This is a genomic window from Kribbella voronezhensis (assembly GCF_004365175.1).
Classification (GTDB): domain Bacteria; phylum Actinomycetota; class Actinomycetes; order Propionibacteriales; family Kribbellaceae; genus Kribbella; species Kribbella voronezhensis.
Genome location: NZ_SOCE01000001.1, coordinates 50,750 through 72,486, shown reverse-complemented (window position 1 = coordinate 72,486; position 21,737 = coordinate 50,750). Strand labels below are relative to the sequence as shown.

The 21,737-nt window shown below is 69.5% G+C and carries 19 protein-coding genes; 9 read left to right on the top strand and 10 right to left on the bottom strand.

Annotation, left to right across the window (positions count from 1 at the left end; all coding sequences use genetic code 11):
* The first annotated feature begins 591 nt into the window (after positions 1-591).
* On the top strand, positions 592-1,959 hold the full coding sequence (locus EV138_RS00320; RefSeq protein WP_133976489.1) for a mycothione reductase: 1,368 nt from the start codon (positions 592-594) through the stop codon (positions 1,957-1,959).
* Here the strand turns inward: EV138_RS00320 and EV138_RS00315 are convergent.
* On the bottom strand, positions 1,937-2,836 hold the full coding sequence (locus EV138_RS00315; RefSeq protein ID WP_133976488.1) for a class I SAM-dependent methyltransferase: 900 nt from the start codon (positions 2,834-2,836) through the stop codon (positions 1,937-1,939). The two genes, EV138_RS00320 and EV138_RS00315, sit on opposite strands and share 23 nt — an antisense overlap.
* A 98-nt stretch (positions 2,837-2,934) precedes the next feature.
* On the opposite strand from EV138_RS00315, the gene EV138_RS00310 reads away from it, so the two are divergent.
* Positions 2,935-3,681 carry a DUF5995 family protein gene (locus EV138_RS00310; protein WP_133976487.1) on the top strand — a complete coding sequence of 249 codons (747 nt, stop codon included), beginning with the start codon at positions 2,935-2,937 and terminating at the stop codon, positions 3,679-3,681.
* A 29-nt stretch (positions 3,682-3,710) separates the two neighbouring features.
* On the opposite strand, the gene EV138_RS00305 is transcribed toward EV138_RS00310, so the two are convergent.
* Positions 3,711-4,538: a hypothetical protein gene (locus EV138_RS00305; RefSeq protein ID WP_133976486.1), complete on the bottom strand. Its 828-nt coding sequence runs from the start codon at positions 4,536-4,538 to the stop codon at positions 3,711-3,713.
* 95 nt (positions 4,539-4,633) lie between these two features.
* Between EV138_RS00305 and EV138_RS00300 the strand changes: the two genes are divergently transcribed.
* A complete protein-coding gene (locus EV138_RS00300; RefSeq protein WP_133976485.1) occupies positions 4,634-6,001 on the top strand; it encodes an FAD-dependent oxidoreductase in 1,368 nt (455 codons plus the stop codon).
* Positions 6,002-6,013: 12 nt separating this feature from the next.
* Here EV138_RS00300 and EV138_RS00295 read toward each other — a convergent pair whose 3' ends face one another.
* On the bottom strand, positions 6,014-7,285 hold the full coding sequence (locus EV138_RS00295) for an HRDC domain-containing protein (RefSeq protein WP_133976484.1): 1,272 nt from the start codon (positions 7,283-7,285) through the stop codon (positions 6,014-6,016).
* On the bottom strand, positions 7,282-7,884 hold the full coding sequence (locus EV138_RS00290; protein WP_133976483.1) for a DUF3000 domain-containing protein: 603 nt from the start codon (positions 7,882-7,884) through the stop codon (positions 7,282-7,284). The genes EV138_RS00295 and EV138_RS00290 overlap by 4 nt, the downstream gene beginning before the upstream one ends.
* A gap of 83 nt (positions 7,885-7,967) precedes the next feature.
* Here EV138_RS00290 and hemE point away from each other — a divergent pair, with 83 nt between their 5' ends.
* From hemE to EV138_RS00265, 5 genes are all read left to right on the top strand, one after another.
* On the top strand, positions 7,968-9,053 hold the full coding sequence (gene hemE, locus EV138_RS00285) for a uroporphyrinogen decarboxylase (RefSeq protein WP_439648951.1): 1,086 nt from the start codon (positions 7,968-7,970) through the stop codon (positions 9,051-9,053).
* A gap of 142 nt (positions 9,054-9,195) precedes the next feature.
* Positions 9,196-9,663, top strand: coding sequence for a GNAT family N-acetyltransferase (locus EV138_RS00280; protein ID WP_133976482.1), 468 nt, complete (start codon positions 9,196-9,198; stop codon positions 9,661-9,663).
* A gap of 21 nt (positions 9,664-9,684) precedes the next feature.
* On the top strand, positions 9,685-11,109 hold the full coding sequence (hemG, locus tag EV138_RS00275) for a protoporphyrinogen oxidase (protein ID WP_133976481.1): 1,425 nt from the start codon (positions 9,685-9,687) through the stop codon (positions 11,107-11,109).
* Complete coding sequence (gene hemQ / locus EV138_RS00270) at positions 11,106-11,804, top strand: hydrogen peroxide-dependent heme synthase (protein WP_112236645.1); 699 nt, start codon at positions 11,106-11,108, stop codon at positions 11,802-11,804. The genes hemG and hemQ overlap by 4 nt, the downstream gene beginning before the upstream one ends.
* The gene (locus EV138_RS00265; protein WP_133976480.1) at positions 11,801-12,184 is read left to right on the top strand and encodes a VOC family protein; all 384 of its coding nucleotides are present in this window, start codon (positions 11,801-11,803) and stop codon (positions 12,182-12,184) included. The genes hemQ and EV138_RS00265 overlap by 4 nt, the downstream gene beginning before the upstream one ends.
* An 86-nt stretch (positions 12,185-12,270) precedes the next feature.
* Here the strand turns inward: EV138_RS00265 and msrB are convergent, their stop codons facing one another.
* The 3 genes from msrB to EV138_RS00250 all read right to left on the bottom strand — a co-directional run bounded on the left by msrB (position 12,271) and on the right by EV138_RS00250 (position 16,962).
* Positions 12,271-12,693: a peptide-methionine (R)-S-oxide reductase MsrB gene (msrB, locus tag EV138_RS00260; RefSeq protein ID WP_133976479.1), complete on the bottom strand. Its 423-nt coding sequence runs from the start codon at positions 12,691-12,693 to the stop codon at positions 12,271-12,273.
* A gap of 130 nt (positions 12,694-12,823) precedes the next feature.
* Positions 12,824-15,229 (bottom strand): DUF8508 domain-containing protein, encoded by a 2,406-nt coding sequence (locus EV138_RS00255; protein ID WP_133976478.1) that lies wholly within the window; start codon positions 15,227-15,229, stop codon positions 12,824-12,826.
* A gap of 137 nt (positions 15,230-15,366) precedes the next feature.
* The gene (locus EV138_RS00250; protein WP_133976477.1) at positions 15,367-16,962 is read right to left on the bottom strand and encodes a M4 family metallopeptidase; all 1,596 of its coding nucleotides are present in this window, start codon (positions 16,960-16,962) and stop codon (positions 15,367-15,369) included.
* 171 nt (positions 16,963-17,133) lie between these two features.
* On the opposite strand from EV138_RS00250, the gene ligD reads away from it, so the two are divergent.
* A complete protein-coding gene (ligD, locus tag EV138_RS00245; protein ID WP_133976476.1) occupies positions 17,134-18,234 on the top strand; it encodes a non-homologous end-joining DNA ligase in 1,101 nt (366 codons plus the stop codon).
* Here the strand turns inward: ligD and EV138_RS00240 are convergent.
* From EV138_RS00240 to EV138_RS37790, 3 genes are all read right to left on the bottom strand, one after another.
* Positions 18,231-18,995, bottom strand: a complete 765-nt coding sequence (locus tag EV138_RS00240) for an SDR family oxidoreductase (RefSeq protein WP_238158386.1) — start codon at positions 18,993-18,995, stop codon at positions 18,231-18,233. The two genes, ligD and EV138_RS00240, sit on opposite strands and share 4 nt — an antisense overlap.
* 106 nt (positions 18,996-19,101) lie before the next feature.
* Positions 19,102-20,931: a glycoside hydrolase family 15 protein gene (locus EV138_RS00235; protein ID WP_238158385.1), complete on the bottom strand. Its 1,830-nt coding sequence runs from the start codon at positions 20,929-20,931 to the stop codon at positions 19,102-19,104.
* Positions 20,825-21,727 carry an SURF1 family cytochrome oxidase biogenesis protein gene (locus EV138_RS37790; protein ID WP_238157862.1) on the bottom strand — a complete coding sequence of 301 codons (903 nt, stop codon included), beginning with the start codon at positions 21,725-21,727 and terminating at the stop codon, positions 20,825-20,827. Before EV138_RS37790 ends, EV138_RS00235 begins: the two co-directional genes overlap by 107 nt.
* Positions 21,728-21,737 lie beyond the last annotated feature (10 nt).

Below are 21,737 nucleotides of genomic sequence, written 5' to 3'. Positions count from 1 at the left end.
GGCGCTCGTATGTTTCCCCCGGTCGCCGCCTCCTGCGTCGGCCGCTCCTGCCCACCCGCCCCGGTGTTTGCTGCTCCTACGTCGCAGCTTGGTTAAAGGCGAGCTGGTGCGCCGAGGTGGGTGCTGTCGGGAGTGCTGTGGTGAGAGCCCGGGTCGCTGCCTCCTGCGTCGGCGCTCTTGCCCACCCGCCCCGAGCTTGCTGCTCCTGCGTCGCAGCTCAGTCGTAGGTGCACCGTTGGCGCGAGGTAGATGGCGTCTCGGATGTCCGAGCCCTTGTTGACCCGCATTCGTCGGTGGGCCTACTCACCTGCGCCGGGGGTTCGCTGCTCCTGCGTCGCAGCTCGGTTGAAGGCGAGTTGGTGCGCCGAGGCGAATCGCGTTGTTGCCTGCGGTGCGGGCCCGGGTCGGAGGCAAGCGGGTGCGGTAAAGGCGAAAGGCGTCGGGGCGCTTCGTCAGAGCCCGGGGCGCTGCCCGCTGATCACCCACGCTCGACGTACTGCGCCCAACCACAACCCGCCCTCGCCCGCCCCGAACCCCCCGCCCCGAACATCCCCATGTCATCGCCGCTCCCATTTGGGTACCGGCACAGGTATGCGGCATCACGATGTGATCGTTATCGGCGCGGGCTCGGGCAATCTCGTCATCGACGACGCGTTCTCTGACCTCGACGTCGCGATCGTGGAGGAGCGGCGGTTCGGTGGGACCTGTCTGAACTACGGCTGCATCCCCTCCAAGATGCTCGTCTACGCCGCTGACATCGCCCGGACGGTCCGGGACGCCGGGCGCTACAACGTCGATGCCGACTTCCTCCGCCTCCGATGGACCGAGCTCCGAGATCGCGTGTTCAACCGTCTCGACGCCGAGGAGGCCGACGGGCGAGCAGGCCGCGAGAAGAGCGACTTCGTCACGGTGTACCGCGATCACGCGCGCTTCCTCGGTCCCAAAACCTTGCAGATCGGGGCGGTCACAGTCGAGGCCGACCAGATCGTGATCGCCGCCGGGGGACGGCCGACGGTTCCACCGCCGGTGAGCGAGTCGAAGCTGCCCTACGAAACCTCCGACACCATCATGCGGATCGACACCCCACCACGCCGGCTCGCGATTCTCGGCGGTGGTTACATCGCCGCCGAGTTGGCAGAGGTCTTCGCGGCGGCCGGTAGTGAGATCGTCATCGTCGAGCAGGCCGGGCGTCTTCTCGGGCCGCAGGACGAAGCCGTCGCCGCGGCCTTCACGGAGTTGGCGGGGGAGCGGTTCGAGCTTCGGCTCGGACGCGAGTTGAAGAAGCTCGAAGGCGAACCGGGTGCGCTCCGGCTGGTTCTCGACGACGGGGCGGTCGTCGAGGCCGACAGCCTGCTCGTCGTGGCCGGCCGGACGCCGAACAGCGACCGTCTCGATCTCGGCAAGGCAGGGATCAAGACGTACGACGACGGCCGGGTCGTGGTCGACGAGTACCAGCGAACCGATGCCGACGGCATCTATGCGCTCGGCGACATCTGTTCGCCGTACCCGTTGAAGCATGTCGCGAATCGGGAGGCCGAGGTGGTCGCGCACAACCTGCTGCACCCCGGCGACCTCCGAGCCACCGACCACGACGTCGTACCGGCTGCTGTTTTCACCAGTCCGCAGATCGCGTCCGTGGGGGCGACCGAGCAGGACTGCCGGGACGCGGGGCGCGATTATGTTGCCGCCAGCCACCAGTACGCCGATGTCGCTTACGGCTGGGCGATGGAGGACACCAACGGCTTCTGCAAGGTGCTCGCCGATCGTAGTACCGGGCGGCTGCTGGGTGCGCACATCATGGGTGCGCAGGCCGCGACCCTGATTCAACCGTTGGTCGTGGCCATGACGCTGGACCTCGACGCCCGGACGCTGGCCGAACGTCCGTACTGGATCCACCCCGCCCTCACCGAGGTCATCAGCAACGCACTCCGCGACCTCAACCAGCAGCTCGCCCGGTGAAGATCGAGTCGGCGCTGAGCAGGAAGGCGTCAGGCCGGCGCAGGATGCCTTCCGCGGCGTCCGGATCGACCAGTACGCCGAGTGTCTGGTGGTCGTCCTCGTCCAGAGCTTCCGTCATCGTGTCGCGGAGGCGCGTCAAGTGCTCGCGGAGGTAACCGCGGGCCGTCTCGGTGAGCGGTGCCGGCAGATCGAGAAGCGTGGCGAAGCTTCGTACGTCGGTCAGCCCCGCACGGGTGAGCATCGCGGGCCAGTCCTCGATCACCGACGTCGCGCCGGGAAGTTCGGCCCGCATCGCCTCGAACCAGGACTCCTGGACAGCGTCGAGCCGCGCCTGCAGGCCCGGACGGCCGATGCCGATGTCGCGCGGGAGATAGCGCATCGGCAAGCCCGCCTCGGAGACAGCGAGGACGCCGGAGGGACGTAGTACGCCGGCCAGTTCATGCAGCGCGGCCTGCTGATCGCCGAGATGGTGCACGGCTCGGCTGCTCCACACCAGGTCGGCCGTCCCGAGGCTTCCGGGCAGACCCGGCAGTTCGGCCTGGACGGTGGTCACTCGCTTGCCGACGCCGAGGCGGTCGGCGCGGGCGACGACGCGGTCGAGGAGGCCGGGCGTCGGGTCGACGGCGACCACTTCGGCGGTCGGGAAGATCTCGGCGAACACGCACGTCATCACGCCCGGTCCGCTGCCGATGTCGAAGATGCGGGTGGGATCCGTCAGCAGTTCCGCCAGCCGCGACGCCGTACTGCGAAGCGCCGGGAGATGCAGTTCGCCGTTGGTCTCCAGGTTGTCGGCCATCGCCTCCCAGTCCAGCTCGGTGTCGTGCCCATGCCCATGACCATGCCCGTGTCCATGACCGGAGGTGGTGTCTGTACTCATGCGGACGAGCCTGCGCCCGGACCCCGACGTCCGGCAACTTTTGTTGCTGTTTCTGGAAAATGAGCCGGAAACAGCAAAACGCGCCGATACTGTCAGTCATGGGACACGGCGGCATCGAGGCGGTGGTCGCCGCGCTGCAGGAGCGGCTCGACACGTTGACGCCGGCCGAGGAGACGCGGCGGGAGTTCCTCGCGACCTATCAGCGGACGACGACCGCGGTGGCGCGGGCCGTGGAGCGGGGAGCGTTCGAGGATCCGGACTGGGTCGAGGCCTGGGACGTCGTCTTCGCCGACCTGTATCTGAAGGCGTTCGACGCCGAGCGGGCCGGTGGTGAGGGCGTGTCGCGACCTTGGCGGCTGGCATTCGATGCTCCAGCCGACCTCCCGCCGTTGCGCCAGGTGTTGCTCGGCATCAACGCGCACGTCAACTACGACCTGCCGCAGGCGTTGCTGGCAGTGATCCCGGTCGAGCAGTTCGACGACCCGGCGCTGCTGGAGAGCCGGCGTCGTGACCACGAGCGGATCGACGGCGTACTCGCTGATCGGGTAGCGGCCGAGGACGCCGAACTGGCGACCAAGTCGGCGCGGACCCTGCTGGACCGTGCCCTCAGGCCGCTCAATCAACGGGCGTCCAGGCGGTTTCTGCAGGAGTCGCGGCGGAAGGTCTGGCACAACACGGTCGAACTCCACCACGCGCGGCTGATCTCGCCCGAGGCGTACGCGGTCCGGCTCGCGGAACTCGAACTGCTGAGTGCCGCCAAGATCGCCGACCTGCTCGCCCCGGGCCAGGTCCTGTTGCGCCTGGCCGTCGCCGGCTTCGGCGTGGTCCTCCCACCGCCGGCCTGAACTCCCGTACTACGTACGCGAGGTGGGCGTCAGTTGATCGGGGTTGGGCGCTTGACCGTGGTGTGCAGCCGGACGTGCCGGGACAGCAGCACGATCGAGGCGAAGAACAGCGCCGAGAAGCCGATCAGCATCGGCCAGGCGAACGGCTTGGAGGAGTCGAGTTGGTCGTGAGCCCGCACCGCCGCGAGCAGGATCAAGCCGACCATCACCAACTCGACCTCGAGCATCCGCCGCAGCGTCGACCAGCGCCCGATCCCGATGCTCGCGGCGCCCAGGCACCACACGGCGGCCAGGGTCCGGCACGACAGCGGAGTGATTGCCCACGGCCACCAATCCGAGAACGTCGACGGCGAAAGGAACATGGCCGCTCCCTGGACGAGAGCCAGTACGCCGACCGCCGCGATGCCGGCCCGCATGAACCGAGGGAGCAGGTCCTCCGCGCTGCTCGTGTTGTCGGCGTAGCGACGGTTCGCCAGCCAGCCGCCCAGGACGAGAAGCGGCGCGGCGAAGTACAGAGCCGACCAGATCCAGAAGGCCGGATTCGAGTGGCTGAACTTGTCCCAGTGCAGCACCGTCGCGACACCCAGCAGCGACGCGAACAGCGTGACCGCCAACATCCCGGGCGCGAGGACGTGCCACCGCCGCTCCAACGCCGCGCGGACGAAGAAGTACGCGCCACCCAGGTACGCGGAGGCGAGCACCATCGCGGTCATCGTCGGGCGCAGCGGCCAGGCCCACAGCCGCGCGGTGTGCTGTGGGAACAGGTACAGAATCACGAAGCCGGCCAGCAGGAACGGCACGATGCACAGCGACAGTACGCGCGTGTATCGCAGCACCCGGTCGTCAGAAGCGTTCATCGGAATCCCCTTCTTCGAAGATCGACCCAAGCCCTCGCGTGGTCAAGCCCCGCACGATTACGGAGCGCTTAGCCTGGAGACGAGCTGGAGGTGCGGTGGCAGCACAGGGGAAGGTGATCGTTGCCGGCGGCAGTGTGGCGGGCCTGCTCGCCGCGCGGGCCGTGGCGCACCACGCTGCGTCGGTCGTAGTCCTGGAGCGAGAGCGGCTGACGGATGCCGTCGTACCGCGGGGGCATGTGCCGCAGGGGCGCCATCAGCATCTCCTGCTGGCAGCGGGCCTGGCTCTGCTTCGGGAGTGGTTTCCCGGTATCGGGGAGGAACTCGAGTTGCTGGGAGCGGTCCCCGTCGACGGACACGGGGCATGGGTCTACCAGGGCGGCGCCTACCGGGCCCGGGGCGACTGGGGTCCGCCGGTGCTGTGCCTGACGCGCCCGCTCCTCGAGCACGTGATTCGTGCGCGAGTCGCGGCACTTCCCGACGTACGGATCGAGGACGGCGTTCTGGTGGAGCGAGTCGTCGTCGAGGGATCGGACACCGCCGGAGGGCGGCGCGTGACAGGGGTTGTGGCCGACGGCATCGAGCGGCCGGCCGACCTGGTCGTCGACTGCTCGGGACGCAACTCGCGGATCGCGCACGACCTGGCGACTTCCGGCCTGCTCGAGCCGCCGGTGACCCGGATCGGCATCGACATCGGCTACGCGTCGTTCCTGATGCGCCGCTCGCCGAGTGATCTCGACGGCGGTTTCGTTGCCTGCGTCGACAATCCGGGCACGTTCCGGGCCGGATCGGTGCTGCCGGTGGAGAACGATCGCTGGCTGGTGACGCTGGCCGGGGTGCACGGCGATGTCCCGCCCGCCGACGAGGAGGGCATGCGAACCTTCGCCGACTCGTTGCCGAGTCCCGTCGTCGGGCAGCTGGTGAACCGTTGCGAACGCGTCTCCGAGATCGCGACGTACCGCTTCCCGTCGAGCCAACGACGCCACTACGAGAAGACACCACTGCTGCCAGGACTCGTCACGCTCGGCGATGCCTCGAGCAGCTTCGACCCGATCTACGGCCAGGGCATGTCGTCGGCGGCTCTGCAGGCCGACGCGCTGAAGAACGTGGTCCAGGCTGTCGGCTTGTCTTCGCCGGAGCTGCCCCGCAGGTTCCACCGCAAGGCCGCTCGCGTCATTGACGGACCGTGGCGTATCGCCGTCGGCGGAGACTTCGGACACCCTGCGACGGCAGGGGCGAGGCCACGAGGTACCGCCCAGCTGAACGGCTATCTCGGGATGGTCATCCGCGCCGCCCACGTGTCCGTCCCCGTGGCGCGCGCCTTCAACGGAGTGCTGCAGCTGGCCGTCCCGCCCACGGTGCTGCTACGCCCGGACATCATGATCCGCGTACTCCGTGAAGCCCGTCGCTCACCGGTCAGCTCCGGCGAAACGGTCCAGCACCCTCGCGTCGGCACGGCGCGATGAGCAGCTGAGAAGTCAGTCGAGCGACTCAGGCGGAGTGGGTGCCTCGGTGGCAAGCGCCTCGGTGAGCACCTCGGCGGTCAGGGCGATCTGCCACTCCCGGGCATTGTGCTCGCGGAGGAAGGTCGTGACGGCCGCCAGGTCGGCGTCGGCCGGGGGAGTCCAGGCCAGTCGCCGGATCGTGTCCGGTGACAGCAGGTTCTCCGTCGGCAGCCGGTGTGCCTCGGCGATCTCGCTCACGGCCGACCTGGCCGCCGACAACCGGGCGGCGGCGTCGGGGTCGCGGTCGGCCCAGGCCCGCGCCGGCGGCGGACCGTCGTACCGGGGGCCTTGCTTGGGGAGCTCCGATTCGGGCAGCCGGCGGGCGTGGTCGATCGCCTCCCACCAGGTCCGCATGTGCCGGTGCGCACCGCGTCCCTTGAATGCGGTCAGTCGCTGCAACGTCTCCCGGTCGACCGGCATCGCGGCGGCGGCCTCGACGATCGCGGCGTCCGGCAGGATCCGGCCGGGGGAGATGTCGGCGGCCTCGGCGATCTGGTCGCGGGCCTCCCACAACGCCCGCACGACGGCCAGACTGCGCCGGTTGCGAACCCGGTGCATACCCGACGTACGACGCCACGGGTCCGGCTTGGGCTCGCGGGGCGGTGCGGCCAGGATCGCCGCGAACTCCTGCTCGGCCCACTCCCACTTGCCTTCGCGGCGGAGCTCGGCCTCGATCTCGTTGCGCAGCTCGATCAGCATCTCGACGTCGAGGGCCGCGTAGACCAGCCAGGGGCCGGGCAGCGGCCGGGTCGACCAGTCGGCGGCCGAGTGTTCCTTGCGCATCTTGTAGCCGAGGACTTCGCTGACCAGCGAGGCCAGCCCGACCTTCGGGTACCCGAGCAGGCGGCCGGCCAGCTCGGTGTCGAAGACCTTGCGCGGCACCATCCCGACCTCGGCCAGGCAGGCCAGGTCCTGGTTGGCGGCGTGGATGATCCATTCCGCGTCGAGGATCGCGTCACCGAGCGCGGACAGGTCCCCGAACGGGATCGGGTCGACGAGCGCGGAACCCGAACCCTCCCGGCGCAACTGCACCAGGTAGGCACGGTGGGAGTAGCGATAGCCCGAGGCGCGCTCGGCGTCGACCGCGACCGGACCGGTGCCGGCCCGGAAGGCCTCGACGACCTCGGTCAGCGCGGCGTCGGTCTCGATCACCTCGGACAGTCCGTCGCGCAGTTCGAGCAGTGGCAGGTTCTCGGTCGGGTCGTCCGGGACGGGCGGCTGCTGCTGGGTCTCGGCCGGGCTCATCGGCCCCGCTGACCGCGCCGGGTCGGCATCGCCACGACGCCCGGCGGAACCGGCGGCAGGCCCGCCGCGGTGCAGAGCACCTCTCCCCACGCCTCGGCGTGCTGGGTCACGTCGACCGCGCCGTCCTCGCCCGGGACAGGGCTCCAGGACGCACGGATCTCGATCTCCGCCGTCGCGTCGTCGTCGGCCATTCCGCCGAAACTCTCCGATACCACCCGAGTGACGGTACCGCTCGGGGCCAGGAAGTCGGCACCCCGGTCGGTCAAAGCCTCGATCAGCCAGGTCCAGCCCACGCCACCGAGCAGCGCGTCGGTCACCATCTCCGGCTCGACGGCAGCACGCACGTACGCGACACAGCGGAAGGTCGACTGCCAGGCGTCGTTCCCGGCCGGGTCGTAGAGGACGACCAGACGGCCGGTGGCGACATCGTCACCGTCGACCGTCACGTCGGCGCTGACCGCGGCCGCGTGCGGTGCGATCCGCTGCGGTGCGGGCATCTCCTCGACGAAAACCTCGGGCCGGAACCGGGCTTCACGCAGTTGCGTCAAGGCCTCGGCGAACTCCGCGGGTGGCGCGTCGACCTGCTTGCGGGCACCCATGCTTCGCAGCCTACGACTGATTACTCACCGACGCCGGTGACGACGCGCCGGTGACGGCATCCGGGCATGGGATCATCGGTCTCGTGCCCGTGACGCAACCTTCTCAATCACCCGTAGCTACCGAGGCTCTTGCCGAGTCCGCCTTCCTGCTGGCCGCCCGGGGTGAACCCGTGCCGCACACACCTGTCTGGTTCATGCGCCAGGCGGGCCGCTCGCTGCCGGAGTACCGGGCGATCCGCGAAGGCATCACGATGCTCGAGTCCTGCATGCGACCCGACCTCGTCGTGGAGATAACGCTGCAGCCGGTACGCCGTTACGGCGTCGACGCGGCCATCTTCTACTCCGACATCGTGCTGCCGCTCAAGGCGGTCGGCGTCGACCTGGAGATCCAGCCGGGCGTCGGCCCGGTCGTTGCCTCGCCGGTCCGGTCCGCCGCCGACCTGGCCGCGGTCCGCCCGGTGACGCCGGCGGACGTCTCGTACGTCACCGAGTCGGTGCAGCAGCTCAGGTCCCAGCTCGGCGGTACGCCGCTGATCGGGTTCGCGGGCGCGCCGTTCACGGTCGCGTCGTACCTGGTCGAGGGCGGGCCGAGCAAGGACCACGCGAAGACCAAGGCGCTGATGCACTCCGACCCGGACCTCTGGCACGCGCTGGCGGACCGGCTCGCGGACGTGGCGATCGCCTATCTGTCGATCCAGATCGAGGCCGGCGCCTCGGCGATCCAGCTCTTCGACTCCTGGGCCGGTGGGCTGTCCGCGCGCGACTACGCCCAGTTCGTGCAGCCGCACTCCGCGAAGGTGTTCGCGGCACTCGAGCAGTACGGCGTACCGAAGCTGCATTTCGGGGTGAACACCGGTGAGCTGCTCGGTCTGATGAGCGAGGCCGGCGCCGACGTGGTCGGGGTCGACTGGCGGGTCCCGCTCGACGAGGCCGTACGCCGGATCACCGCGGCCGGCGGATCGCCCAAGCCGGTCCAGGGCAACCTCGATCCCGCCCTGCTCTCCGCGGGCTGGGAATCCATCGAGCCCGAGATCGACCGAATCCTTGCCGAGGGCAAGGCAGCCCCCGGCCACATCTTCAACCTCGGCCACGGCGTACCGCCGACCGCCGACCCCGACGTCCTGCACCGCATCGTGAAGGCGGTCCAGGCAAAGTCCACCCGTGGCTGACACTCGGCCTGCGTCGAATCCTGCGCCCCCGGAGCCGCCTGTGCCGAGCACGCCACCGGCGGGCACGGGCGCTTCGGCGGCCACCGCTGCCACCTCAGCACCCTCGGGTGGGGGGCTTCCGGTTGGCGTTCGCCTCGAGCGGTTGCGGGGGGACCATGCTGAGGCGGTGCTTGCTTTCGAGGTTGAGAATCGGGAGTTCTTCGCGGCGCGGATCGCCGACCGTGGCGACGCCTACTTCGCCGAGTTCACCGAGCGGCACGCTGCGCTGGTGGCTGACCAGGAGGCCGGCGAGCTCCACTTCCACGTCTTGGTGGACGACGAAGACCGCGTGATCGGCCGGGTGAATCTGGTCGACGTGGCCGACGGGTCAGCCGAGCTCGGTTACCGGATCGCGGATCGTGCGACCGGTCGTGGACTCGCGACCGCGGCCGTGCGCGAGATGTGCATCCTGGCGGCCCGAGACTACGGCTTGACCGACCTGCGAGCAGGCACGAGCGCCGCCAACAAAGCCTCGAGAGCTGTGCTCGAGCGGAACGGCTTCGTGCAGGTCGGCGAGCCCACGACGGGCGACCGCCCCCAGGTCTTCTACACCCGTCGGCTGGACGGTTGAGCAGTCTGATGTGATGGGCCTGTGGAGACTGGATCGGTAGTCGTTGTCGGTGGCGGGATCAGCGGGCTCGCGGCAGCGTACGCGCTGGCGACGGGGCCGAATCCGCCCCGGATCACCGTGCTGGAGTCGTCTCCGCGGCTGGGCGGCAAGCTGGCGGGCGCCGAACTGGAGGGCGTGCCGGTCGATCTGGGCGCCGAGTCCGTCCTGGCTCGCCGTCCCGAGGCCGTCGACCTGATCGAGGCCGTCGGACTGGCCGACGACCTGGTGCATCCGGCAACGACCTCGGCCGGCCTGTGGATCGGCGACCGGATCCGCGCCATCCCGCCGACGGTGATGGGCGTGCCGACCTCAGCCGACGCGACTGTCGACGTATTGGGTGCTGAGGCTGCCGCGACGGTGGCGGCCGAGTCGTCGCTGCCCGAGCCGGCGCTCACCGAGGACGTCGCCATCGGCCGCTTCGTCGCCGAACGCATGGGGTCCGCGGTGACCGACAAGCTGGTCGACCCGCTGCTGGGTGGCGTGTACGCCGGCCGAGCCGACGAGATCTCCCTCGCCGCCGCGGTGCCCGACCTCTTCGCCAAGCTGAGGACTGCGCCGAGCCTGCTCGCGGCCACCGCCGAGCTGCGCGAGCTGAGCCAACGCAAGGCCGCCCAAGGCGCTCCCGTCTTCGCTGGGATCCGCGGGGGCGTCCACCGGCTGATCGAGGCGCTGGAGAAGGACCTGACGGCGCGCGGAGTCGTACTGCAGCGCAACGCGACCGTACGGCGGATCAGCCGAGAGCAGTCCGGCGGCTACGAGCTCGAGACCGGACCTGTGCCTGCACCCAGGCTCCTGCAGGCGGATGCCGTGGTCGTCGCTGTCCCAGCCACCCCGGCCGGGCGCATGCTGACCGACCTGGCGCCACAGGCCTCTACGGAGCTGGCAGCGATCGAGTACGCGAGCATGGCAATCGTGACCCTGGCCGTGCGCAAGGAGGACTGGCCTGCCGGGGCAACGGGTTCGGGGTTCCTCGTACCGACAGTGGAAGACCACACGATCAAGGCGTCGACCTACTCGCACGCCAAGTGGCAGTGGAGCGCCGAGGCCGGGGGAGACCTCGCAGTACTGCGGTGCTCGGTCGGGCGGCTCGGTGAGGAGTACGTGCTCCAGCGCTCCGACGAAGAGCTCACAGCACTCGCCGCTGCCGACCTGCGTACCGCGATCGGCCTGCAGACGCCCGTAGTCGCGTCTCTGGTGACACGGTGGGGCGGCGGGCTTCCGCAGTACGCCGTAGGTCATCTAGGCCGCGTAGACCGCGTTGAAGCCGCTGTGGCGGCGCATCCTGGGCTAGCGGTGTGCGGCGCGGCGTACAGAGGCGTGGGCATCGCCGCCTGCGTCGCCGCCGCCACCAAAGCAGCAACCCAGGTGCAGGCTCACCTGGACGCGTTAGGGACAATGGCCAGGTGACCGAGACGAAGCCGAAGGCGCGCGAACTGAACAACGTGATCCGCTACACCCTGTGGTCGGTGTTCAAGGTGGAGACGCCGCTGGGTGACGTGGACCGGGACGAGCTGGCCGCCGAGCTGGCGGAGCTGGTCGGCAAGCTGGCCGCCGACGACGTGGTGATCCGCGGCTTCTACGACGTCGAAGGGTTCCGCGCGGACGCCGACTTCATGATCTGGTGGCACGCGCCGACCTCGGATGCCCTGCAGAAGGCGTACCACGCGCTGCGCCGCTCGCGGCTCGGGCGGCACCTGGCGCCGATCTGGTCGCAGTTCGCGCTGCACCGGCCGGCCGAGTTCAACAAGAGTCACATCCCGGCGTTCCTGGCCGACGAGGAGCCGCGGGCCTACATCTGCGTGTACCCGTTCGTCCGGTCCTACGAGTGGTACCTGCTGCCGGACGAGGAGCGCCGGTTCATGCTGGCCGAGCACGGGAAGATGGCGCGCACCTACCCCGACGTACGGGCCAACACGGTGGCGTCGTTCGCGCTGGGCGACTACGAGTGGATCCTGGCCTTCGAGGCCGACGAGCTGCACCGGATGGTCGACCTGATGCGCGACCTGCGTGCCTCGACGGCACGGCGGCACGTGCGCGAGGAGATCCCCTTCTACACCGGCAAACGGACCGAGCTCGGCGAGCTGGTCGCGAACCTCGCGTGACCAGTCAGCGCAAGGCCTTCCCGGTCCTGTACGTCGGTAGCGTCCGCAGGTCGGTGGAGTTCTACGTCCTGCTCGGCTACGAGTTGCGCTACCAGTTCCCGCTCGAAGGTGAGCCGCACTACGTCGGCCTGGAACGCGGCGAGTCCTCCCTGGGCATCGCCGACTCCAGTTGGCCCGAAGCCCAGCTCGGCATCACCGTCGGCACCGCGCCGCGCTTCGAGCTCTTCGTGTACGTCGACGAGGTCGACACCGACGTGGAGACCTTCCGCGCAGCCGGCTACACCGTCCTCCAGCCCCCGGCCACCATGCCCTGGGGCGAACGCCAGGCCTACATCGCCGACCCCGACGGCAACCCGGTAGCCCTCGCCACCCCGATCTGACAGCGCGCGCCGCACACAGCTCGTCCCCCCGCGGGCAAAGGTCAGCGCGCCACCCCGTAGTACGGAGTGACGCGCTGAGGGAGTGACTACTCCGCGGGAGCCAGCGAGAGGCTGACGGAGTTGATGCAGTAGCGCAGGTCGGTGGGCGTGCCGTAGCCCTCGCCCTCGAAGACGTGGCCGAGGTGGGAGCCGCAGTTGGCGCAGCGGACCTCGACGCGCTTCATGCCGAGGTCGTGGTCCTCGATGTACTCGACCCGGTCCTCGGCCAGTGGAGCGAAGAACGACGGCCAGCCGCAGTGCGAGTCGAACTTGGTCTCGCTGCGGAACAACTCCGCGTCACACGCCCGGCACTTGTAGACCCCGACCGTCTTGGTGTCGGTGTACTCACCGGTGAAGGGCCGCTCGGTGCCGGCCTTGCGCAGCACCTGGAACTCCGCCGGCGACAACTCGGCCCGCCACTGCTCGTCGGTCTTCTGTACGGCGTACTGCCGGGTGTTGCCCTCTGTCATGCGTCCTCCTCAGTCGAGGAGCCGGCGACCCAAGGTCTACCGGCTCCTCTCCATTATCGGCGGCCCGACAAACGAAACCCCGTCAGGACGACCGCCGTAAGCCTCCCGTCATCGCACTGTGAGCGGCGTCTCACCGGTACCAGGACGGCAGCGGGATGACCTTGACCACCTGCGGGTCGTGGTCGCTGATCTGGTCGGGGAACTCGGCGTTCATGTGCACGATGTCGTACGACGACGCCGGCTGCAGGTTCTTCGACATCAGGATCTGGTCGAGGATCTGGCTGTTCCCCTCGAAGACGTAGCTGTAGCGCTGCGGCAACGGCAGTGTCTTCGGCAGGCTGATCAGGCTCGTCTTGCCCGAGCCGATCAGGATGTCCGCGGTCTCGGAGAAGTCGAAGTCGTTCAGGTCGCCGAGCACGATCACGTTCGCGCCGGTGTCCTTGGCGAGGATCTGGTCCACGAACCCACGCACGGCCTGCGCCTGCTGGTGGCGCTTCGGGGCGCTGGACTGGACCGGCGGCTGGAACCGGCCCCAGAGCGGGTCGTCGCCGCCCTTGGAGCTGAAGTGGTTGACCACCACGAACAGCGACTGACCGAGCCAGGTGAACTCGCCGGCCAGCGGGACCCGGGTGGCCGCCCAGGCCGGGTTGGCCGGGTCGACGCGGCCCGGCGACGAGCTCAGGTGCGGCCGGCCGAACCGGTCGGTGGTGATCGTGGTGGCCGTGGTCGAACCGCCGCCGGCCCGGTCGACGAACTTCACCGGCCGGTCGGTGCGGTACATGAACGCGACCCGGATGTTGCCGCCCGGCTCGCCGCCCTCGGCGTTGTTCACCGGGTCGATCTGCCGCCACGCGTACTTCGGGCCGCCCGCGTTCTGGATCGCGGTGGCCAGCGTGCTCAGGGTGAGGTCAGCGGCAGTGCTGCCCGAGTTCACAGCGCCGTCATTGTCCTGCACCTCCTCCAGACCGAGGATGTCCGGTGCGGCGAGGTTCTTCACCACCGCCTGGGCCAGCCCGTCGAACTTGGCGGGGCCGTCGGACGGGTCCAGGTTCTCCACGTTGAACGTCGCCACCGAGACCTGCAGAGCAGAGGAGGCCGTCGTTTTCTCGCGCTGGACGCCGCCGTCGATGACAGTCGGAGTCTGCGTGAGGAGGAACTTGTAGTTGCCGAAGCCGTAGTCCAGCACGCCGGTGACCGTCGGGGATCCGTCGGCGGCCGCGAGCTTGTCACCGGTCTTGGCGTCCGGGACGGGAGCCAGCACGTCGTCGAGCAGGATCCGCTCGGGGTTGCTGTCGGTCTTCTGCAGCAGGATGCCGCCGCGCACGGTCCGGACACTCGAACCAGCCGGTACTACGGAAAGCTCACGGAAGGAGCTGGTCGGGCCAGTCACCTCAGGGGAGTTGATCCCCAGCCACATGCCCTCGAGCGACTCCCAGAAGTCGAGGCCGTCGGTGGCCGGCTCGAACGTGCCGGTGGTCTCGACGTCGCCGGTGGAGTCGTCGTCGATCACGGTCGACGGAGGAACCCGGCCGCCCGGGCCGACGATGGTCGCCGCCGGAACCGGCGCGGTGCCGGTGACGGTCACGGTCGGGTTGGTGATCTCGGTCGTGGTCAGGTTGGTGGTGCCGCCCGAGCCGCCGGGCCGAAACTCGGCGACCGTGCCCTTGACCGACACGGCGTCGCCGACAGCAACGGTCGGAGCCGAGCTGGTGAAGACGAATACGCCTTCGCTGGTGGCCGGGTTGTCGTCGGGCTGCGGGTCCTGGAACCAGAAGCCGTTGCCGCTCTTCGCGGTGACCACGCCGGTGACGTTGCCGACGAGCTTGCCGGTCAGCGGCGACCGGTGCGCGGCGCCCTGGACGTCGTGGATCCTGGCGTCGATCGGGTCGGGGTCCGGCGGGGTCGAGGTCAGCGTTTTGGGTGACGGGTTGACCGCCGCGAACTCGGTGCCGTTGTTGTCCGCGTCCTTGGTCGGGTCCTTGCGGGTCGCCGAGGTGGTGTTCGAGGTGCCCGGAGCAGGGCTCGTCTCGGAGTCGTTCGCGCCGCCGTACCCGACGAAGTCGACGACGCCGGCCGCGGTGGCGCAGGCCGTCGTACAGGACAGGCTCGTCGTGGAGGTGACCAGGGCGACCTTGCCCGCGGTGGCGGACATGTTCACGCTGCCCGTGGCGTCAGGGGCCGGCAGTGGCTGGCCGTTGGCTCCACCGGAGGCGCCCTGGGCGAGGTAGACGCCGCCGGGAGCGATGCTGCCGGTGAGTGCGATCTTGTTGGTCCACGAAGTGCCGGTGGCGGACGCGTACTGGATCGACCAGCCGGTCAGGTCGACCGGAGAGCTGCTGTTGTTGGTCAGCTCGACGAAGTCGTTCGTGTAGGGAGCGCCGGAGTTGCCGCCGCCGCCGTACACCTCGGTGATCACCACGGTGGACGAGGCAGCGAGTGCCGGCGCGGCCGCGATCACGGCCGCTCCTGACACGATGAGACTGGAAGTGATCACGAGGGCGCCCAGGCGGCGCCGTGATCGGTTCTGGGCAGACATGAGCCGGATTCTCACACCCGTACCAGGCCGGGCCAAGGCCCAACGGGTGAACAGCTGAAACTGCGTGCAACCACAGGGGGGAACCTTCGCCGGGTCCTGTCCGCCCCAGTGGGACAGGACCCGGCGAAGTCAGGCGGTCAGTTGACGCTGACGGCGGACCAGGCGGCCGCGACGGCGGCGCGCTCGGGGCTGCTCGCGCCGTACAGGTCGGTCGCCGCGTTCAGCGTGGCGGTCCGGGCCTGCGCGTAGGTGGTCCCCGTGGTGAAGTACGTCGTCAGCGCGCGGTACCAGATCTTGCCGACCTTGTCGTGCCCGATACCGGCGACCGTCGAGCCGTTGCAGGTGGGCGAGTTGTGCGGCAGGCCGCCGATCGTCTTGGCGCCACTGCCCTCGGAGGCGAGGTAGACGAAGTGGTTGGCGATGCCGGAGGAGTAGTGCACGTCCAGGTTGCCGACGCCCGAGGAGTAGCAGTCCGGCGAGTTCCCGTCCTTGCTCGGCTTGTCCATGTACCGAAGGGCCGGCCGGTCCTTCACGATCTCCTCGCCGATGTAGTAGTCGCCGGGGTCGCTGGTGTTGTTGGAGTAGAACTCGACCATCGTGCCGAAGATGTCGCTGGTGGCCTCGTTCAGGCCGCCGGACTCACCGGAGTAGGTCAGGTTCGCGGTCGCCGAGGTGACGCCGTGGGACATCTCGTGGCCGGCCACGTCGATCGAGACGAGCGGTCCCGCGACGACGTTGTCGCCGTCGCCGTACGTCATCTTCTTGCCGTCCCAGAAGGCGTTCACGTAGTTGGTGCCGTAGTGGACACGGCTCGGGACACCCTTGCCGTCGTTGAAGATGCCGTTCCGGCCGTGCACGTTCTTGTAGTAGTCGAAGGTGGTTGCCGCGCCGTAGTGCGCGTCGACCGCCGCCGAGGCGCGGTCGGAGTTCAGCCCGGTGCCCCAGTGGTTGTCGGCGTCGACGAAGTTGACCGCCTTCGGGCAGCCGAAGCCGAACAACTGACACAGGATCGAGTCGGTCTTGTTCTGCGCGTCCTGGGTCACTCCGCCGCCGCGAACGGTGTCGGTCAAGGTGAAGCCGCCGGTGACCGCGCTGGTGTCGAGCGGCACCGTGCCGGAGTACAGGCTCTTGCCGTCGCCGGTCACGGTCTCGATGTGCTGCTCACTGATCAGCTTCGCGCCGGTGAGAGCATCGATCGTGGTGCTGATGTTGCTCGGCGTACCGTCGGCCTGGGTACCGACCGTGGTGACCTGGTAGGCGAGCCGGGGCGCGCCCTTGCGAGCCTCGATCACCAGGGTGGGCTTGCCCTCGGTCTGGTATCCCTTGCCGAGCGCCTTGCTGGTCGCCGTCGCGATGCTGACCTTGGGCGTCCGGCCGACGTTCGCGGGCTTGGCCAGGGTCAGGCTGGCGCCCTTCCAGGAGCCGTCCTTGGCCTGGTGCAGCACGACGTCGCCGCCGAGCACCGGCAGCCCACCGATGCTCCGGTCCATCCGCACGTGAGTGGAGCCGTCGGAGTCGACGATGACGTCCCGTACGGCGAACGTGTCGGCGCTGGTGGCTCGAAGGGTTCCCAGGTTGTGGGTGATGGCGGCCTTGGCCCGGGCGACCGCCGCGGCAGGCGTCGGCAGGGGGGCGGTCTTCGGAGCTCCGGACGCCGTAGTGGCGCCCGTGAGCCCCAGAGCGGTTGCGGTGGCCACTGCGGTGGCAGCGGCGAGCAGGGCGGATCTGTTCATCCTCGCGCTCCTTCAAGAGTGTCCCGGGGGCCTCACGCCCCAGGAACGAGGTGCAGGAACGTTACCGCTCGGTCACCTAGGGTGGCCAGAGGTCGAGAAAAGTTGCCTTTCCGTCTTTTCGCGGGCCGGCCCCGCACAGTTTGGTCCGACCCGGGCGGTAGCGTCACCGGCATGGCGGCGACGAAGGCAATCGAGCTGGAGGTCGCGGGACGGACGGTCCGGGTCAGCAACCCGGACAAGCCGTACTTCGCGGACCGGGGTCTGACCAAGCTGGACATCGTGAACTACTTCATCTCGGTCGGCGACGGCATCCTGGGCGCGCTCCGGGACCGGCCGACCACCCTCGAGCGCTGGCCCGGTGGCTGGTTCGAGGGGGCGAAGCTGTCCACCCGGATGGACAACAGGGGCGACGCGTTCTACCAGAAGCGGGTCGCCAAGGGCGCTCCCGACTGGGTCGAGACCGCCACCATCAAGTTCCCCAGCGGCCGGCCCGCCGACGAGGTGTGCCCGACCGAGCTGGCCGTGGTCGCCTGGGCGGTCAACCTCGGCACGCTGACCTTCCACCCCTGGCCGGTCCGCCGGCCGGAGCTCGACTCACCCGACCAGCTCCGCATCGACCTCGACCCGCAGCCGGGCACGGACTTCAAGAGCGCTGCCGCGGTGGCCCCCGTACTGCGTGAGCTGCTGGCTGAGCACGGCCTGGAAGGGTTCCCGAAGACGTCGGGCGGGCGCGGGCTGCACGTGTACGTGCCGATCGAGCCGCGCTGGACCTTCGTCGAGGCGCGCCGAGCCGTGATCGCGGTCGGCCGGGAGCTGTCCCGGCGGCTGCCCGACCAGGTGACGGTGAACTGGTGGAAGGAGGAGCGCGGCGAACGCGTCTTCATCGACTACAACCAGATGGCCAGGGACCGCACGATCGCCTCGGCGTACTCCGTCCGCCCGAACGCGCGCGCCCGGGTGTCCGCGCCGCTGCGCTGGGAGGAGGTCGACCAGGTCGTCCCGGACGACTTCGACGTGCTCACCATGCCGGCCCGCTTCGCCGAGGTCGGCGACCTGCACGCGGCCGTGGCCGAGAAGGCGTTCTCGCTGGACTCGCTGCTGGAACTGTCCGCCAAGCACGAACGTGACTACGGCGAAGGCGAGATGCCCTATCCGCCGGACTACCCGAAGATGCCCGGCGAACCGCCCCGGGTCCAGCCCTCCAAGAAGGTCGAGGGCCACTGGGACGAGAGCGGCAACCGGATCGAGAAGGCCAAGCCGCAAGAGGACTAGAGGGTGCGGAGGGCGCCGCCGTCGATCGGGATCATCGCGCCGGTGAGATAGGAGGCGACGGGGGACAGGACGAACGCGGCGACGCGGCCGAACTCGTCCGGGGTGCCGTAGCGACGCAGCGGGATGGTCTTCTCAGCGGCGCGGCGGGCGGCTTCGGGGTCGCCACCCTTCCCGTCCAGTTCCTTCAACCGGTCGGTCGCGATCCGGCCGGGCAGCAGCCCGTTCACCCGGACCCCGTTGGGGCCGAGCTCGTCGGCGAGCGTCTTGGCGACCATCGCGAGACCGGGCCGCAGGCCGTTGGAGATCGCGAGTCCGGCGATCGGCGACTTGACCGACGAGGAGAGCACGAAGGCGATCGACGTACCGTCTGCTCCGGCGCGGGCGACCGAGCGGGCGATTCGCAGACCACCGAGGAAGACGCTGTCGAACGCTGCCCGCCAGTCGGCCTCGTCGGTGTCCAGCGCCGTCCCGGGCCGCGGGCCGCCGACGCTGATCAGCGCGCCGTGCAGTGCGCCCCACTTGGCGATCGCGGTCGCGGCCAGCCGCTCGGCGCTCTCCGGATCGGCGTTGTCGACCGGGATGCCGACCACCTGGTCGCCGAGTTCGGCGGCCGCGCGGGCGATCGACTCCTCGTTGCGGCTGGAGATCACCAGCCGGGCGCCTTCGGCCGCGAGGGCCTTCGCGGTGGCGAAGCCGAGCCCACCGCTGGCGCCGGTGATGATGTAGGTGCGATCGCGAAGTCCGAGGTCCACGAACCCCATCCTGCCGTACCGCACCAGGTCTCGCTGATCCGCGCGCCGCCACGCGTGGCATCGATCTCACTCACCGGACGGCGATCTCACCGACGCACCCGGCGAAGCCGCCCCGTCAGTACGCCGAGGGCCTGAGCGGCGTGTGCTCGGTCTCGTTCAAATGGAAGGCGGTGTTCACCAGGCCGAGGTGGGAGAACGCCTGCGGGAAGTTGCCCAGCATCCGCTTCGAGGCCGGGTCGTACTCCTCCGCCAGCAGGCCGACATCGTTGCGCAAGGCAACAAGCTTCTCGTACAGCCGGCGCGCCTCGCCGATCCGGCCGATCATCGCCAGCGAGTCGGCCAGCCAGAACGAGCAGATCAAGAAGGCGCCCTCCTCGTCCTGCAGCCCGTCGTCGACGTGCTCGGTCAGGTAGCGGCGGACGAACCCGTCGACGGTGAGTTCGCGCTGGATCGCCTCGACCGTGCCGACCACGCGCGGGTCGTCGGCGGGCAGGAACCCGACCTGCGGGATGAGCAGTACGGCGGCGTCCAGCGCCTTGCTCCCGTAGGCCTGGGTGAACGTGTTCCGCTTGCTGTCGTACGCCTCCTCGCACACCTGCCGGTGGATCTCGTCCGCGGTGGCCCGCCACTGCTTGGCCGGCCCGCCCATCCCGTACCGCTCGACCGCCCGGGCGCCGCGGTCGAAGGCCACCCAGGCCATCACCTTCGAGTAGGTGAAGTGCTGGCGGCCGCCGCGCACCTCCCAGATCCCTTCGTCGGGCCCTTCCCAGACCTCGGTGAGGTGGCGCATCAGGCTCCGCTGGACGGACCACGCGTCGTCACTCGGCCCGATCTGCGTCTCCCGGGCCAGCGCGAGCACGTCCATCACCTCGCCGAACACGTCCAGTTGCAACTGCTCCGCGGCCGCGTTGCCGATCCGCACCGGTGACGACCCACCGAACCCGGGCAGCCAGCCGGCCTCGAACTCGGGCAGTCGCCGCTGCCCGGTCACGCCGTACATGATCTGCAGGTCGGCGGGGGAGCCGGCGATGGCCCGGAGCAACCAGTTGCGCCAGGCCTGCGCCTCCTCGGTGAATCCCGAGCGGAGCAGCGCGGACAGCGTCATCGTTGCGTCCCGCAACCAGCAGAACCGGTAGTCCCAGTTGCGTTCGCCGCCCAGTGCCTCCGGGAGCGAGGTCGTCGGTGCCGCGACCATCCCGCCGGACGGTGAGTAGGTGAGCGCCTTCAGTGTCAGCAGCGACCTGCTCACCTCGTCGGACGTCTCCTCGGGAACCTTGCCGCGGCCGATCCACTCGCGCCAGTAGGTTTCGGTCGGCTCCAGCGCGTCCAGCGCGTCGATTGCCGTGGGCACCGGGTGGTGCGACGGGTGCCAGGTGAGCACGAACCAGGCCCGGTCTCCCGCCTTGAGTTCGAAATCGGCGTACGTCGCGAAGTCGCGCCCGTACTGGTGGACGTCACTGCGCAGCGAGACCGCGTCCGGACCGGCGATCGCGACGATCTGCCCGTCGACCTGCCGCACCCACGGCACCACGTGCCCGTAGTCGAACCGCAGCCGGAGCTCGGACCGCATCGACACCGTGCCGCTGACACCCTCGACGATCCGTACGACGTCCGGCGCCTCGTCCCGCGGCGGCATGAAGTCGAGGACGCGGACCGATCCCGTCGGCGTGGACCACTCCGTCTCCAGGACCAGGGTGGCGCCCCGGTAGTGCCGGCTGGCCTTGGCGTCGGCGTCGCGCGGCCGGAGCCGCCAGTGGCCGTTGTCGTCGGTGCCGAGCAGCGCCGCGAAGCAGGCGGGGGAGTCGAAGCGGGGGAAGCAGAGCCAGTCGATCGAGCCGTCAGTCGAGACCAGCGCCGCCGTCTGGGTGTCCCCGATCAGCGCGTAGTCCTCGATCCTCCGGTCCGGCAGCGCCGACCGCGACCGTCCCTGCCGACCCGGATCCACCCTCGGTGCCCTCGGCTTCGAGGTGGCCGGATCCGGCTTCTGCTGACTTGTCATCCTGAACGTCCCGTCTGGAGAAGTAGACCAAGCCGCCGATGGCCATCAGGGCGAAGAAGAACCACTGCAGCGCGTAGAAGAAGTGTGGCCCGTTGTCGATCTCAGGCCCAGGGAAGGTGTCGAACGCCGGGTCGGACGGGGGCTGCTGTTTGTCGACGGTCACATACCCGTCGTACAGGGAAAGCCCCAGCGCCTTGCTGAAGTCGGGCCCGTTGATCAGCCGGGCGGTGCCGTCGACGGGTACGCCGCCGCTGGTGTGGCCGCCGTGTTCACTACGGCGCAGGCGGCCCGTGACCGTCACCTCACCGCTCGGAGCGGCCGGGATGCTCGTGGGCGCGAGTTCACTGCCCTGACGGGGGAGGAAGCCACGGTCGACCAGGATCGCCGTACCGTCGTCCAGTTTCAGCGGGGTGACGATCTCGAAGCCGGGCCGGTCGGAGAGGTTCCGGTAGCGGATCACCACCTGCTTGGCGGCCTCGTACCGGCCGGTGACGACGACCGTGCGCCAGTCGTGCTGCTGGCCGATCACATGGTCCGGGCCGACGATGTCCGCGATCGGTGCCGGCGGAGCGGCCAGGTTGGACCTGGTCACCTCGTTGCGGGATTTCCGCTCGTCGAGCCGGTGCAGTTGCCACCGTCCGAGCTGCACACAGACACCCGCGAGGAGCAGCACCAGGAGCGCGGTGACGATCCACCGAGGGTTCAGCAGGGTCTTCGAGGCGCTGCGTGGAGCACTGGGCACAGTTCGAACT